This window comes from Pseudomonas sp. GW456-12-1-14-TSB6, from assembly GCF_059424205.1.
Genome location: NZ_JBWKZE010000037.1, coordinates 35,824 through 51,192 on the forward strand (window position 1 = coordinate 35,824; position 15,369 = coordinate 51,192).

The 15,369-nt window shown below is 61.9% G+C and carries 13 protein-coding genes; 5 read left to right on the forward strand and 8 right to left on the reverse strand.

Annotated features, from left to right (window positions below):
* Nucleotides 1-146: 146 nt before the first annotated feature.
* Genes AC07Y2_RS25495 through AC07Y2_RS25505 form a run of 3 tightly spaced genes read left to right on the forward strand, consistent with a single transcriptional unit; the run spans nucleotide 147 to nucleotide 5,610 of the window.
* On the forward strand, nucleotides 147-1,391 hold the full coding sequence (locus AC07Y2_RS25495) for an exonuclease SbcCD subunit D C-terminal domain-containing protein (protein ID WP_007959327.1): 1,245 nt from the start codon (nucleotides 147-149) through the stop codon (nucleotides 1,389-1,391).
* Entirely contained in the window at nucleotides 1,388-5,029 is a 3,642-nt protein-coding gene (locus AC07Y2_RS25500) for an AAA family ATPase (RefSeq protein WP_103387180.1), read from the forward strand. Before AC07Y2_RS25495 ends, AC07Y2_RS25500 begins: the two co-directional genes overlap by 4 nt.
* Nucleotides 5,026-5,610 carry a glutathione S-transferase gene (locus AC07Y2_RS25505; protein ID WP_103387179.1) on the forward strand — a complete coding sequence of 195 codons (585 nt, stop codon included), beginning with the start codon at nucleotides 5,026-5,028 and terminating at the stop codon, nucleotides 5,608-5,610. Before AC07Y2_RS25500 ends, AC07Y2_RS25505 begins: the two co-directional genes overlap by 4 nt.
* A gap of 5 nt (nucleotides 5,611-5,615) precedes the next feature.
* Here AC07Y2_RS25505 and AC07Y2_RS25510 read toward each other — a convergent pair whose 3' ends face one another.
* From AC07Y2_RS25510 to AC07Y2_RS25545, 8 genes are all read right to left on the reverse strand, one after another.
* Nucleotides 5,616-5,873 carry a hypothetical protein gene (locus tag AC07Y2_RS25510; protein ID WP_103387178.1) on the reverse strand — a complete coding sequence of 86 codons (258 nt, stop codon included), beginning with the start codon at nucleotides 5,871-5,873 and terminating at the stop codon, nucleotides 5,616-5,618.
* Complete coding sequence (locus AC07Y2_RS25515) at nucleotides 5,870-6,082, reverse strand: hypothetical protein (protein ID WP_064380404.1); 213 nt, start codon at nucleotides 6,080-6,082, stop codon at nucleotides 5,870-5,872. The genes AC07Y2_RS25510 and AC07Y2_RS25515 overlap by 4 nt, the downstream gene beginning before the upstream one ends.
* 256 nt (nucleotides 6,083-6,338) lie before the next feature.
* On the reverse strand, nucleotides 6,339-6,518 hold the full coding sequence (locus AC07Y2_RS25520) for a hypothetical protein (RefSeq protein ID WP_007941320.1): 180 nt from the start codon (nucleotides 6,516-6,518) through the stop codon (nucleotides 6,339-6,341).
* Nucleotides 6,519-6,674: 156 nt separating this feature from the next.
* Nucleotides 6,675-7,850, reverse strand: coding sequence for a lactonase family protein (locus AC07Y2_RS25525; protein WP_103387177.1), 1,176 nt, complete (start codon nucleotides 7,848-7,850; stop codon nucleotides 6,675-6,677).
* Entirely contained in the window at nucleotides 7,847-8,155 is a 309-nt protein-coding gene (locus tag AC07Y2_RS25530; RefSeq protein ID WP_103387189.1) for a DUF5629 family protein, read from the reverse strand. The genes AC07Y2_RS25525 and AC07Y2_RS25530 overlap by 4 nt, the downstream gene beginning before the upstream one ends.
* Nucleotides 8,156-8,351: 196 nt before the next feature.
* On the reverse strand, nucleotides 8,352-9,932 hold the full coding sequence (locus AC07Y2_RS25535; protein WP_103387176.1) for an aldehyde dehydrogenase (NADP(+)): 1,581 nt from the start codon (nucleotides 9,930-9,932) through the stop codon (nucleotides 8,352-8,354).
* A 9-nt stretch (nucleotides 9,933-9,941) separates the two neighbouring features.
* Nucleotides 9,942-10,934 carry an AraD1 family protein gene (gene araD1 / locus AC07Y2_RS25540; RefSeq protein ID WP_039766864.1) on the reverse strand — a complete coding sequence of 331 codons (993 nt, stop codon included), beginning with the start codon at nucleotides 10,932-10,934 and terminating at the stop codon, nucleotides 9,942-9,944.
* Nucleotides 10,935-10,969: 35 nt separating this feature from the next.
* Nucleotides 10,970-12,292, reverse strand: coding sequence for an MFS transporter (locus AC07Y2_RS25545; protein ID WP_007957417.1), 1,323 nt, complete (start codon nucleotides 12,290-12,292; stop codon nucleotides 10,970-10,972).
* Between the two features lie 193 nt (nucleotides 12,293-12,485).
* Here AC07Y2_RS25545 and AC07Y2_RS25550 point away from each other — a divergent pair, with 193 nt between their 5' ends.
* Both AC07Y2_RS25550 and AC07Y2_RS25555 read left to right on the forward strand, forming a co-directional pair.
* The gene (locus AC07Y2_RS25550; protein ID WP_064380416.1) at nucleotides 12,486-14,222 is read left to right on the forward strand and encodes an IlvD/Edd family dehydratase; all 1,737 of its coding nucleotides are present in this window, start codon (nucleotides 12,486-12,488) and stop codon (nucleotides 14,220-14,222) included.
* A gap of 214 nt (nucleotides 14,223-14,436) precedes the next feature.
* A complete protein-coding gene (locus AC07Y2_RS25555) occupies nucleotides 14,437-15,156 on the forward strand; it encodes a FadR/GntR family transcriptional regulator (protein ID WP_011334609.1) in 720 nt (239 codons plus the stop codon).
* Nucleotides 15,157-15,369: the final 213 nt, after the last annotated feature.

Genomic DNA, 15,369 nt, shown 5'->3' on the forward strand with positions numbered 1-15,369 from the left:
TGAACGGTCATGGCCAAGCTGAGCGTCAATAAGACCGTCGTCCCGGCCACGGTCAGACCTCCCGTCGCAATAATCTGTAAACTCTCCCCTCTTTAGCCGCCCTCTCATCCCGGCGGCCATCACCTCTTTATATTGCGGAGTCAGCCTTGCGTCTGTTTCACACCTCCGACTGGCACCTTGGGCAGAACCTGCACGGCCAGGAGCGCGATTTCGAGCACGCCTGTTTTCTCGAGTGGCTGCTGCGCCAATTGAAGTTGGCGCAGCCGGACGTGCTGCTGATCGCCGGCGACATCTTCGACACGGTCAATCCGCCGGTCAAAGCCCAGGAACGCCTCTACGATTTCATCGTCAGCGCCCACGAACAGCAACCGTTGCTGACCATCGTGATGATCGCCGGCAACCACGATTCCGGTTCGCGGATCGAGCTGCCCGCGCCGTTGATGCGGCGTTTGCGCACCCATGCGTTGGGTCGGGTACTGTGGCTGGATGACGGACAACTGGATGCAGAACGTCTGCTGTTGCCGTTGCCGAATGCGTCCGGCGAGATCGCCGCGTGGTGCCTGGCGCTGCCGTTCCTTCGGCCTGCCGAGGTCACCGGCGCGCATCTGGGCGACAACTATTTGCGCGGCATCGGCCAAGTGCATGAATGGCTGATCGAAGCGGCCAATGCCAAACGCCAACCGGGCCAGGCGCTGGTCGCCATCAGCCATGCGCACATGGCCGGCGGCTCGGTGTCGGAAGACTCCGAACGCAGCCTGATCATCGGCAACGCCGAAGCGCTGCCCGCCAGCCTGTTCGGGCCGAGCATCAGTTATGTCGCGCTCGGCCACTTGCACAAGCCGCAGAAGGTCAACGGCGAAGAGCGGATTCGCTACAGCGGCTCGCCGATCCCGTTGTCGTTTTCGGAAATCAGTTATCAGCACCAGGTGCTCGACGTCGTTCTGGACGGCGAAACCCTGGTCAGCGTCGAGCCAATGCTGATCCCCCGCTCCGTCAATCTGCAACGCCTCGGTCCTGCACCGCTGGCGGAAATCCTGCTGCAACTGGCGGACCTGCCGAACATCGACCTGCTGGCCGAAACCCAGCGCCAGCCTTGGCTGGAAGTGCGGGTGCGCCTCGACGAGCCACAACCAGACTTGCGCCATCAGGTCGAAAGCGCCCTGCAAGGCAAGGCTGTGCGACTGGTGCGGATCGCCGCCGAATACGCCGGCAACCGTGGCGCTGATGGTGCCGAGGACGGCAGCGCGCTGATTGAACTGGACCAGCTCACGCCGCAGGAATTGTTCAGCCGCGCCTGGCTCGACAACTACGGCAGCGAAGTCGACGAGCAAACCCTCAAGGACTTCGCCGAACTGCTGCAAGACGTACAGATGGAGGGCGAGCAGCCATGAAGATTCTCGCCATTCGTTTGAAGAACCTCGCGTCGCTGGCCGGCCCGTTCGAGATCGACTTTACCGCCGAACCGCTGGCCAGCGCTGGCCTGTTCGCCATCACCGGCCCGACCGGCGCCGGTAAAAGTACTTTGCTCGATGCGCTGTGCCTGGCGTTGTTTGGCTCTGTGCCGCGCTTGAACAACACTAGCCGTGACGCCAAGGTGCCGGACGCCGACGGCGAAATCGCCACCGGCGACCCGCGCACCCTGCTGCGTCGCGGCACCGGTGAAGGCTTTGCCGAAGTGGATTTTGTCGGCGTCGATGGCCGCAGGTATCGCGCGCGCTGGGAAGCCAACCGCGCCCGGGAAAAGGCCGGCGGCAAGTTGCAGGCGAGCCGTCAGAGCCTGCGCGACATCGATCAGGATCAACTGCTCGCCAGCCAGAAAGGCGAGTACAAGACTCAGCTCGAGGCCGCGCTGGGCCTGAACTTCGAACAGTTCACCCGCGCCGTGCTGCTGGCCCAGAGCGAATTCAGTGCGTTTCTCAAGGCCGATGACAACGACCGCAGCGAACTGCTGGAAAAGCTCACCGACACCGCGCTCTACACCCGCCTCGGCCGCCGCGCGTTCGACAAGACCAAAGAGGCCCGCGAAGCCCACAAGCAGTTGCAGGATCAGGCCACCGGCGTAACTCCGCTGGCCCCCGAGGCCCGCGCGGAACTGGACGAGCGCTTCAATGCCGCCCAGCAACAACTGAAGTTGCAGCAGGCGCAGCTCAAGCAGATCGAGCAACAGCACGACTGGCTCAAGGAGCTGCTGCGGCTGCAAGACTCGCAACAAGCCGCTGCCGAGCAACTGCGCAGCGCCGAGCACGAGCGAGAGTCGCTGGCCGGCGAGCGCCTGAAGCTCACCCGCCTGGAACAACTTGCCCCGCAACGGCACCAGTTCGCCCGCAAGACCGAACTCGATGCACAGCTGACGCCGCTGGCCGCACAGATCCACGCGCACACCCGGCAACATGGCGAGCTGACCGAGCGCCAGACACGACTGGAACAGGATCTCGCCGCAGCGCAGATCGCCCTGACCCAGGCGCAAACGCAACTGAGCGAAAGCGCGCCGCTGTTGCGTCAGGCCTTCGAGGAGCAGAGCACCCTCGCCCGCCTCGCCAAGGACGTTGCGTCCGGCACCGAAGCGAAGCAAGCCGCTGAGCAAGCCTGTGCCCAGGGCCAGAGCGCGATCCAGACCCTGCTCGATCAGCAAAAACAGGTCGCCGAACGCTTGCAGCGCATTGCCGCCGATCTTGAGCAAAGCGCTCACTTGGCACCGTTGAGCGAAGCGTGGAATGCCTACCGCGACCGCTTGCAGCAACTGATGCTGATCGGCAATCGGTTGAACAAGGGCCAAAGCGAACTCGCCTCCCTCGAAGAAAACGCCGCCCGCGCCAGCGAAGCGCTCGCCACGCAGAAGCAACAGCTGGAAGTGCTGTTCAAGGAAGCCGGCGCCGAGCCGGACGCCGTCGCCGAGCAGATCGGCATCCTCGGCACTCTGTTGCAGGACAACCGCAAGCAATTGCGCGCCGTCGAGGACCTGACGCGCCTGTGGGCCAGTCAGCAGGAGCTGGACAAACGCAGTGCCGAGCTGCAACAGCGTCAGCTCGATGCGCAACAGGAACGCGAGCGCCTGACCCAGGACGGGGTGAAGACCAAGTCCGAGCTGACCGTCGCCGAACAGACCCTCAACGTCACCCGTGAACTGCTCGAGCGTCAGCGTCTGGCCCGCAGTGCCAGTGTCGAAGAGCTGCGCGCGCAGTTGCAGGACGACCAGCCGTGCCCGGTCTGCGGCAGCAACGAGCATCCGTACCACCAGCCGGAAGCCTTGCTGCAAAGCCTCGGCCGTCACGATGAAAACGAGCAGGCCAGCGCGCAGCAAGCAGTCGATCAACTGAAGGAAAAACTCACCGAGCTGCGTGCCGATGTCGGTGGGGTGATTGCTCGGCAAAAGGAACTGCTGCAACAGCAGGAACAACTGGCCGCCCAGCAGCAGGCGCTGACGCCGAGCATCGAGGCACATCCGCTGGCGGCATCGTTGCTGAATCAGGACAGTGACAAGCGCGCAGCGTGGCTGACTCGCCAGAATGAACAGCTGAACCAGAGCATCACCCAGGACGAACAGCGCCAGACCGCCCTGCTCACGCTGCAACAGGACGCGGCGCGCCTGACCCAGCAATTGCGTCAGGCCGAGACGGCGCACCAGCAAGCGGCCCAACACCTGAGCAATCAGCAACGCGAGCTGGGCGCTGACCGCCAGCGCCTGGACGAAGAACTGGCGGCCTTCGCCACACTGCTGCCGAGCGACACCCTCGAAGCCCTGCGCGCCGAACCGGCGGCGACCTTCATGCAGCTTGACCGGCAGATCGCCGAACGTCTGGCGCAAGTCGATCAGCAGAAGGAAGAGCTGGCCGAACAGCAACAACGCCAGCAGACGCTCGAGAAAGAACAGGACCGCCAACAGGGCCGTGTGCAGCAGCTGCAAAACGCTGAGCAGCAACTCAACGCGCTGACCGGGCAACAACAGACCAGCCAAGAGAAGCTTGCGCAATTGCTGGGCGATCACACCTGCGCCGAGCATTGGCAGCAGCAACTGGAACAGGCCGTGGAACAGGCACGCAACGCCGAATCCACCACGACTCAGGCGCTGCAGGACGCGCGTACGCAGCTCGTGCAAATCGCCGCCGAGCTGAAAGCGCAGCAGGAACGTCTGCAAGCGCTGGAAACCGAAGATCGTGATCTGGCCGGCAAGATTGCCGACTGGCGCGCCCGTCATCCGGAGCTGGATGACGGTGGCCTCGAAGACCTGCTGCGGATTGATGACGCGCAAGTTGATGAGCTGCGCCAGCGCTTGCAGCGCAACGAAAAAGCCGTTGAACAGGCCACGGTGTTGGTGCAGGAACGCGATCAGCGTCTGCTCGAACATCAGGGCCAACACAACGGCAACCTGGACGCCGAACAACTCGCCAGCGCCCTCGCCGACCTGCAAAACCAGTGCACGGCCAGCGAACAGCAATGCGCCGAACTGCGCGCCGAGCAGGCCGAAGACCAGCGCCGCCAGAACGCCAATCAAGCGCTCGCGCAGCAGATCGCCGATGCCTATGCCGAATATCAGCGCTGGGCGCGGCTCAATGCGCTGATCGGCTCGGCCACTGGCGACACCTTCCGCAAGATCGCCCAGGCTTACAACCTCGACCTGCTGGTGCATCACGCCAACGTGCAGCTGCGGCAACTGGTCAAGCGCTACCGCCTCAAGCGCGGCGGCAGCATGCTCGGCCTGCTGGTGATGGACACGGAGATGGGCGACGAACTGCGCTCGGTGCATTCGCTGTCCGGCGGCGAAACGTTTCTGGTGTCGCTGGCCCTTGCCTTGGGTCTGGCCTCGATGGCGTCGAGTACGTTGAAGATCGAATCGCTGTTCATCGACGAAGGCTTCGGCAGTCTCGATCCGGAATCCCTGCAACTGGCCATGGACGCCCTCGACGGCTTGCAGGCTCAAGGGCGCAAGGTTGCGGTGATTTCCCACGTACAGGAAATGCACGAACGGATTCCGGTACAGATTCAGGTGCAGCGACAAGGCAACGGTTTGAGCACGCTGGAGGTGAAATGAACACGCTGTATTCCTTCCGCCGCTGCCCGTACGCGATGCGGGCACGGATGGCCCTGCGTTATTCGGGCGTGCCGGTGGAGATCGTCGAAGTCAGCCTCAAGGCCAAACCGGCCCAGATGCTGGCGATCTCGCCCAAGGGCACGGTGCCGGTGCTGGATGCGGACGGTCAGGTGATCGATGAGAGCCTGGAAATCATGCACTGGGCGCTGGCGCAGAACGATCCGGATAACTGGTTGCTGGGTGGCGATTCAAGGATCGCCGAGTTGATCGAGGCCAACGATCAAGTGTTCAAGGTGCACTTGAATCGCTACAAGTACGCCGAACGTTATCCGGAACAGCCGATGGAGGTTTATCGGGCGGAAGGTGCTCTGTTCTTGCAGAAACTGGATGAGTTGCTCGAGGGTCGCGATTACTTGCTGGCCGGGCATCCGAGCCTTGCCGATATCGCGCTGTTGCCGTTCGTTCGCCAGTTTGCTCACGTTGATCGAGACTGGTTTGCGCAGACGCCTTACGTGCGGTTGCAGGCCTGGTTGCAGCGGTTTCTGGAGTCGGAACTGTTCACCGGCATCATGAAAAAGTAGGCGCGTTACGCCAACACTTCACACATGCCGATGGCCGAGCAATCCACTTCGAACGGGCCGAGAAAACCGCTGGCGGTTTTCGCTGGCGGATTGCCGGCCAGCAGCCCCAGCGCATTGGCCCGTTCGATGTTGTGCGCGATGTTGTGGTTGGCCTCTATGGCCCTGGCCAGCCCGCCGACCGAGCCCTGGCCGAATCCCAACAGGGAAGCGCCGTTGGTCAAGAACGCCAGTCCGGCAATGACCCAAAGTCTGTAGCCTTTCATGCTCCGCCGACTCCCGCGAGTTCAGCTGAACCGACCGCCGCGTTTTGCGAGCGAAGTTCGAACTGGATGCCGGGATGGGCGACGTCGATCGGTGCTTCGAAGCTGTGTTGCGACTGCGACGCCAGACTGACAAACAGCACCATGACCAGGTACAGACCGATGGCCACGTAGGCGCCGCGTTTGGCGGAAGTGATGATTGAACTGGCCATGATGTGTGCTCCGTGGACAATGTTTCGAGGTCCACAGAATCGATCAAAAAAGCCGGAGTATCCACTCAGGGTTTTCCATAGTAACCATCACCTTCGTTGATTATTTAGCCGATCTATCTCGTCGTTTAAAAATAGCTATCGTCGGTCGTTGCGCAGGCAAAAAACTGCCCAAGGCTGCGATCTTTTGATTTTGCTTTTTCAGGAAACAAGATCAAAGGATCGCAGCCTTGGGCAGTTCCAGGGCGTAACGGAAATTTCAGTGTTGAGCTTTGTGATCCAGCGCGGCGTAGAAGTTGGCGCTTTGTTGCAGGTATTTCTGGGTGTAGCTCTGGGTGTGGGATTTTTTGTCGCTGATTTCAACGTTGGCACTGGCTGGCAGAGCCACGGTGGCGGAGATGGCGGAAGCGGCAATTACGGAGAAGAGATTGAAGTTCATGGCGGTAACCCTCGTGTTCAGTTGGCTTGCTTGCCCGGTTGGGCCGTGGAGCAAACTTAACGCTCGAGGGTTGATCGCTTGAAATGCTTTGCAACATTACCTGTTATCAGCAGGATTAATACATAGCTTCAGGCCCCCTAGAACGGGGCCTGCGGCTTATTGACGCATGAGGAACTTGATATCGCTCGGGGCGTCCATCGGCAGTTTTTGTACGGTTTTGCCCAGCAGACCGGTCTTGCTGTCGCGCTCGACCACGACAATCTGATTGCTTTTCTGATTGGCGATCAGCAGGAATTTGCCGCTTGGATCGAGGCTGAACTCACGGGGGTGATCACCTTCCACCGAACGTCGCTGCAACTCTTTGAGCTGACCGGACGCCGGATCGATTGCAAACACCAGCAACTGATTGGCGGTGCCACGGTTGCTGACATAGAGGAATTTGCCGTCGGCGGACGCGTGCAACGCGGCGGCAGCCTTGTCCGAGGTCGGTTGACCGGCCGCCAGATCGACCAGTTGCGTCTGGGTCAGCACGCCGTCGTGGTAATCGAACACCGCAACCTGGGCGCTCATTTCCATGGTCAGCCAGGCGTGTTTGCCGTCGGCGCTGAACAACAGATGACGCGGGCCGCTGCCGGCGGGCAAAGGCACAGAAGCGGTCATCGCCGGCGTCAATGGCAAGTCCGGGTTGGCCTTGGGATCGAACAGGTAGACAAAGACCTTGTCCGCGCCCAGGTCATTGGAGAACACATAACGACCGTCCGGCGAGGAAACCGTCGAGTGCACGTGGTTCGAGGCCTGACGCTCGAGATTGATCCGGCTCGCCGGGTGCGCGCTCATCTGCACCACCGGTTTGAGCTTGCCGTCGCTGCCCACCGGCAATACCGCAAGGGTGCCGCCCGGATCTTCCATCACCGAATAGTTGCTGACGAACAGATGGCTGGCGTCGCCGCTGAGGCTGGAATGGGTCGGCTCGTTGCCCAGGCTCTGGACCTGATTGATCAGGGTCAGTGCGTGGGTCTTCGGATCGATGGAATAACTGCTGACGCGACCGACCGGGTCTTTCTGCCCAGGGCCGTTTTCGTTGACCACAAACAGCCGACGCTGATCCTTCGACAGGGTCAGCCATGACGGGTTTTCACTCTTGATCACTTGCAGCGGCTTGGCGTCGATCTGGCCGGTAGCGCTGTTGAAGTTCATCCGGTAAATGCCTTCGCTGGTATCGGCGGTGTAGGAGCCCACCAAAAACTGGAAGCTCTCGGCCGAGGCACTGGAAAGGCCCATCGCGCCGACGCTGCCGGCTATCAGCAATGGCCAGAATTTACGCATGTTCATTCAGTTTCGTCCTCGTCGTCGGCACTGCTCAGTACATCACCGAGGCACACCAGACGGTGCTCGCCGACGGTTTTGGTGTCGCTGGCAAAACCGACGATCAGCCAACTCTGCAAACCTTGATCAAACGTCGCCGCTGCCACCTGCGCCGGGGTGAACTCCCAATGCTTGGCTGCCCGGCCATCGATGCATTCGATGTGCAGGTTGTCGTCTTCGTCGAGGGCGAATTCGAAAGCGTGCAGGCCGTCGATTTCGACCATACCGCAGTGTTCGAGGGCGTTGAGAAGGGTGTCGGTTACGGCAGTCATGGCAATCATGTCTTTCAGGGGGAAAGGGGCAATGATAGCTCAAAGCCCCTGCTCTTGATCGTTCCCACGCTCTGCGTGGGAATGCCTCAAGGGACGCTCCGCGTTCCAGCTCTCGAATGGGACGCGGAGCGTCCCGGGCTGCATTCCCACGCGGACGGTTCGACGCCTCGACGTGGGAACGATCATGGTGTGTGAGTTAAAGGGCTTCGCGCGATGGCTTGCCATCGACCAGCCGCTGTATGCGCAACGGGTTGGCGTTTTTCAGCGGTTCCGGCAGCAGACTGTCGGGGTAGTTCTGGAAGCACACCGGACGCAGGAATCGATCGATCGCCAGCGTGCCCACCGAAGTGCCACGGGCATCGGACGTCGCCGGATAAGGCCCGCCGTGCACCATCGAATCGCACACTTCGACACCGGTCGGATAACCATTGAGCAGGATCCGTCCGACCTTCTGTTCCAGCAACGGCGTCAGCTCCGGGAAGTGCTCGAAATCCGTCTGCTCGCCGATGATGGTCGCCGTCAGTTGCCCGTGCAGGCCCTGCAACGCCGCGCTCAACTGCGCCTTGTCGGCCACTTCGACAATCACCGTGGTCGGGCCGAACACTTCTTCCTGCAGCACTTCATCGCCATCGATCAGCAGGCTGACATCGGCCTTGAACAACTGCGGCTGCGCCTGATTGCCCTGCTGCGGATTGCCCGCCAGGTGCTCGATGCCGGCGTGCGCCAGGAGTTTTTCCAGGCCTTTGCCGTAGCTGCCGAGGGTGCCGGCATTGAGCATGGTTTGCGCCGGTTGATCGCCGATCAGCGCCGCGACTTGCTCGACGAACGCGGTGAATTGCGGTGAGCGAATGCCGATCACCAGGCCCGGATTGGTACAGAACTGACCACAGCCCTGTACCACCGACGCGGTCAGATCGCGGGCGACGGTTTCCGAACGTACGGCCAGTGCCTGGGGCAACACGATCACCGGGTTGATGCTCGACATCTCGGCAAAAACCGGGATTGGCTGAGGCCGCGCGGCCGCCATATCACACAGCGCCCGTCCGCCCCGCAGCGAACCGGTGAAACCCACGGCCAGAATCGCAGGATGCTTGACCAGCCATTCGCCGACGCCACCGCCGTAGATCATGTTGAACACACCGGCCGGCATAGCGGTTTTTTCTGCTGCACGAATCAGCGCATCGGCGACAAGCTCGGCCGTGGCCATATGACCGCTGTGGGCCTTGAACACCACCGGGCAACCGGCCGCCAGCGCCGACGCGGTATCGCCGCCAGCAGTAGAGAACGCCAGCGGAAAATTGCTAGCGCCGAACACCGCCACCGGCCCCAGGCCGATACGGTACTGGCGCAGATCCGGACGCGGCAACGGCTGACGATCCGGCAACGGCAGGTCGATCCGCGCACCGTAGAAATCACCGCGCCGCAGGACTTTGGCGAACAAGCGCATCTGGCCGCTGGTGCGCCCTCTTTCGCCTTGAATCCGCCCGGCCGGCAGCGCGGTTTCGCGACAGACCACGGCGACGAAATCATCACCCAGTGCGTCCAGCTCATCGGCAATTGCATCGAGAAACTGCGCGCGGCGTTCGGCGCTGAGGCTGCGATACGCCGGATACGCCGCCGCAGCGGCTTTGGCGGCGGCGTCTACTTCCGCTTCCGTGGCCTGAATGAAATCGTGGGGCAGTGCTTCGCCCGTGGTGGCGTCGACGCTCTGCAGCTTGACGTTGCCCGCCGCGCTGCGACGACCGCCGATGTAGTTGTGACCGAGAATCTGAGTCATGGGATCTCCTTAAAGGGTGCCAATGCTGTCCGGTTCGAATGCCGCTGCGACCGGGGCGATGCCGTTGACCAGCGGCGCGCCGAATTCGGCCTGGCTGATTTCGAACACGTCGCCCGGCTGAGTGCGGATGCCATCGGCGAACGACAGGGTCGCGGTGCCGAAAAAGTGAATGTGCACGTCGCCAGGACGCAGGAACTGGCGGTACTTGAAGTGGTGGTATTCGAGGTTCGCCAGGCTGTGGCACATATTGGCCTCGCCGCTGAGGAACTCGTTCTGCCACAGCACTTCGCCGTCGCGCAGGATGCGACTGGTGCCCGCCAGGTGTTGAGGCAATTCACCCGTGCGAAGTTCCGGGCCGTAGCTGCAACTGCGCAGTTTCGAGTGGGCCAGGTACAGGTAATTCTTGCGTTCCATAACGTGATCGGAGAACTCGTTGCCCACCGCAAAACCGAGGCGATACGGCTTGCCGTCGTGGCCGATGATGTAGAGGCCGGCCATTTCCGGTTCCTCGCCAGCGTCTTCGGCAAACGGCGGCAGCGGGAACGGCTGACCGGGACGCACGACAATGCTGCCGTCGCCCTTGTAGAACCATTCCGGCTGCACGCCCGCCTGCCCCGCCGCCGGTTTGCCGCCCTCCACGCCCCACTTGAAGATGCGCATGGTGTCGGTCATCGCCGCTTCGTCGCCGGCCTGCTGGTGCATCTTGTCCCGGGCCGACGCGCTGCCGAGGTGCGTGAGGCCGGTGCCGCTGACCAGCAGGTGCGCCGGGTCCGGGTGATCCAGTGGCGGCAGGATGCGCAGTTGGGCCAGCAACTCGGCGTAATCATGGCTGATGCCCAGGCCGAGGGTCTGCACTTGCTGCGCGAGCGTGTTGCCGGCCTCGATTGCCGCCAAGGCAAGATCACGAACCGTGCGCGCATCCTGCACTTCACGCACCAGACCGCCCTCGACCACCCCGACACGGCGCTCGCCGTTACTCAATTCGAATTGAACCAGATGCATGATGTTCTCCTGTTAAAACAAATCCCGGATCGAAATCAGGTGCGCGTCGCACCGCGTGCGCTCGCTGCAAATTGCTCGACTGGCAGCACATGTTTGCGCTCCAGCAAGCGATAAACGACGCCCGTCAGAATCAGCCCGAACACCATCACCCCGGACAGGAAGTACAGGCCCGAAGCGAGGTTGCCGGTGTATTCCTTCAGCGCGCCGATCACGAAAGGGCCGATGTAGCCGCCGAGGTTGCCCACCGAGTTGATCAAGGCGATCCCGGCCGCCGCGCTGGCACCGGCAAAGAATCGGCCCGGCAGCGTCCAGAACACCGCCGTGCAGGAAAACAACGCAAACGCCACCAGACACAACGCCGCCAGTTGCGCCACCGGCAAGGACAGCCAGGCGCTGAGGAACAGGCCGATGGCACCCAGCACATAGAGCACCGCCAGATGGCCGTAGCGGTCGTTCAAGCGGTCGGAACTGCGCGGAATGATCAGCAGGCCGATGATCCCGAAGATGTACGGCACCGAGGACACGAAACCGGTGACCAGATCACTGCCGCCAAACTGTTTGATCAGGGTCGGCAACCACAGACCCAGGCCATAGATGCTCAGGGTCACCGGCAGGTAGAACAGCGCCAGCAGCAACACGCGTTTGTCCTTGAGCGCATGCAACGGATTGCCGTGGCGGGTCTGGCCGTATTCCTGCAGGTCCTTTTTCAGCTCGCCGGTCAGCCAGTCCTTCTCGGCCTGGTCCATCCATTTCACTTGCTGCGGGCCGTCCGGCAGCCAGCGCAATACCGGCCAGGTCAGCAGGATCGCCGGGGTGCCGATAACGATGAACAACCACTGCCAGCCGTGCAGGCCGAGGATGCCGTCCATGCCCAGCAGGCCGCCGGACACGGGGCCGGTGATCATCATCGCGATGGGTTGGGAAAGGATGAACAGCCCGAGGATCTTACCGCGATGGCGCACCGGGAACCATTGGGTGATGTAGTACAGAACGCCGGGAAAGAACCCCGCCTCCGCCGCGCCGAGCAGAAAGCGCATCACGTAGAAACTGTGCGGGCCCTGGACGAAGGCCATGCCGATGGTGATCGCGCCCCAGGTGATCATGATCCGCGCAAACCAGCGCCGCGCGCCGAAGCGTTCGAGCATCAGGTTGCTGGGGATTTCAAACAGAAAGTAGCCGATGAAAAACAGCCCGGCGCCGAGGCCGTAGGCGGCATCGCCGATACCGATGTCGGCGCCCATGTGCAGCTTGGCGAAGCCGACGGCGGAGCGATCCACATAGGCGATCAGGTACAGCAGGATCAGGAAGGGAATCAGTTTCAGCGTGATGCGCCGGACAAGCCGCAGTTCCTGGCTCATGAGATCGGTCTCCGATTGTTGTTTTTATGGAACCTCGGGGGACGCCTCTCGCGGAAAACCGCCAGGGCCATCCCTCCGTCGAAAACGACTATATAGTAATACTAATTACGCAACAACACTTCCAAACCGGCGATTTTGCGCTTATGTTTAGCCAAAGCTCGCAAACAATAGTCTTACAATAAGAGAATCGATCATGTCTGATAAGAAACCCACCCTGCGCTCCGCCCAATGGTTTGGCACGGCCGACAAGAACGGCTTCATGTACCGCAGCTGGATGAAGAATCAGGGCATCGCCGACCATCAGTTTCACGGCAAGCCGATCATCGGCATCTGCAACACCTGGTCGGAACTGACCCCGTGCAACGCGCACTTCCGCCAGATCGCGGAACACGTCAAACGCGGGGTGATCGAGGCTGGCGGCTTCCCGGTGGAATTCCCGGTGTTCTCCAATGGCGAATCGAACCTGCGCCCGACCGCCATGCTCACCCGCAACCTGGCGAGCATGGACGTCGAGGAAGCGATTCGCGGCAACCCGATTGACGGCGTGGTGCTGCTGACCGGTTGCGACAAGACCACCCCGGCCCTGCTGATGGGCGCGGCCAGTTGCGACGTACCGGCGATTGTCGTCACCGGCGGGCCGATGCTCAACGGCAAGCACAAGGGCAAGGACATCGGCTCCGGCACCGTGGTCTGGCAGCTCAGCGAACAGGTCAAGGCCGGCACCATCACGATTGACGATTTCCTCGCGGCCGAGGGCGGCATGTCTCGCTCGGCCGGCACCTGCAACACCATGGGCACCGCGTCGACCATGGCTTGCATGGCCGAAGCACTGGGCACGTCCCTGCCGCACAACGCGGCGATTCCGGCAGTGGATGCGCGGCGTTATGTGTTGGCGCACATGTCCGGCATGCGCGCGGTAGAGATGGTTCGTGAGGATCTCAAACTGTCGAAGATCCTGACCAAGGAAGCCTTCGAAAACGCGATCCGGGTCAACGCGGCGATTGGCGGTTCGACCAACGCGGTGATCCACCTCAAAGCCATCGCCGGGCGCATCGGCGTCGAGCTGGATCTGGACGACTGGACGCGCATCGGTCGCGGCATGCCGACCATCGTCGACCTGCAACCGTCCGGGCGTTTCCTGATGGAGGAGTTCTACTACGCGGGCGGTTTGCCGGCCGTGCTGCGGCGTCTTGGCGAGGCCAATCTGATTCCCAACCCGAACGCTTTGACCGTCAACGGCAAATCCATCGGCGAGAACACCAAGGATGCACCGATCTACGGTGAAGACGAAGTGATCCGCACCCTCGACAACCCGATCCGCGCCGACGGCGGCATCTGCGTGTTGCGCGGTAACCTGGCGCCGCTGGGTGCGGTGCTCAAACCGTCAGCTGCCACACCGGAACTGATGCAGCACCGTGGCCGCGCCGTCGTTTTCGAGAACTTTGACATGTACAAGGCGCGGATCAACGACCCGGAACTGGACGTCGATGCGGACTCGATTCTGGTGATGAAAAATTGCGGGCCGAAGGGTTATCCGGGCATGGCCGAAGTCGGCAACATGGGTTTGCCGGCCAAGCTGCTGGCGCAGGGCGTGACTGACATGGTGCGCATCTCCGACGCACGGATGAGCGGCACTGCGTATGGCACCGTTGTCTTGCACGTAGCTCCGGAAGCGGCGGCCGGCGGGCCTTTGGCGGCGGTGAAGGAAGGTGACTGGATCGAACTGGACTGCGCCAGCGGGCGTTTGCATCTGGATATTCCGGACGCTGAACTGGCGGCGCGGATGGCGGATCTGCAACCGCCGCAGCAGCTGTTGGTAGGTGGGTATCGTCAGTTGTACATCGACCATGTGCTGCAGGCGGATCAGGGTTGCGATTTCGACTTCCTCGTCGGTTGCCGAGGGGCTGAAGTCCCGCGCCATTCCCACTAAAACCGCCGACTGATCGTTCCCACGCTCCGCGTGGGAATGCAGCCCGGGACGCTCTGCGTCCCATTCGAGAGCTGGAACGCAGAGCGTCCCTTCAGGCATTCCCACGCAGACGGTTCGACGCCTCGACGTGGGAACGATCATTGCCTCGCTCCAGATTACGCCGTGCCTGCTATGATGCGCGGCATCTCCATCGCTCAGGATCGCGTCACTCCCCATGGATTACCGCAAACCTTCCGACCGTAAAAGCATGCACTCGCGCATCGTCCAGGAACTGGGCATGCAGATTGTTTCCGGACGCTTTCTGCCCTGCGACAAGCTGCCCGCCGAAGCCTTGCTCTGCGAGGAGTACGCGGTCAGCCGGCCGGTGTTGCGCGAAGCCACCCGAGTGCTGGTCGCCAAGGGTCTGGTGTATTCCAAGCCGCGCGTCGGCACCGTGGTCAAACCACGCCGCGAATGGCACATGCTCGACCCGGACGTGCTGCACTGGCTGATGCAAAGCAGCCCGCAGAACGAGTTCTTCAATGTTCTGACCAGCGTGCGCAGCATCATCGAACCGGCCGCCGCCGCCCTCGCCGCCCAGCACGCCACCGATGCCGACATTGCGTCGATTGCCGAGGCTTACCAGCGCATGGAAGCAGCGCCAACGCCTGAGGCCTTGCTGCAACCGGATCTGGACTTTCACAGCCGGATTGCCGACGCGACCCACAACGATTTGCTGGCCAACCTGTGCAACATGCTTGCGGTGGCGATTGCCGAGGCGTTGAAGCATTCGAACCAGCGGCCGAATCTGCATGAACTGGCGTTGCCTCGGCACAAGGCGATTTTGACGGCTATCGAGAATCGGGATGCGTTGGGGGCGAGGCATGCGACGTTGGTGCAGTTGGATGATGCGCGCAGTGCCTTGAGTGTTGTGCTGGGGGCGGATCTTTCGTAAGCCTTGAGACCGCCTGCCCTCACCCTAGCCCTCTCCCTGTATGTACCTGAGACATGGTGAACACATGTTCGGAGACATTGCGGTCGGTCCCCTCTCCCATGGGAGAGGGCAAGGGTGAGGGGGCTTTTGATCTCACTGTCTAGTCCTGAAATAGGTTTACACCTGTCTCATCCTAACGCCCGATGCACTGCATCGGGCGTTTTGTATTTTAAG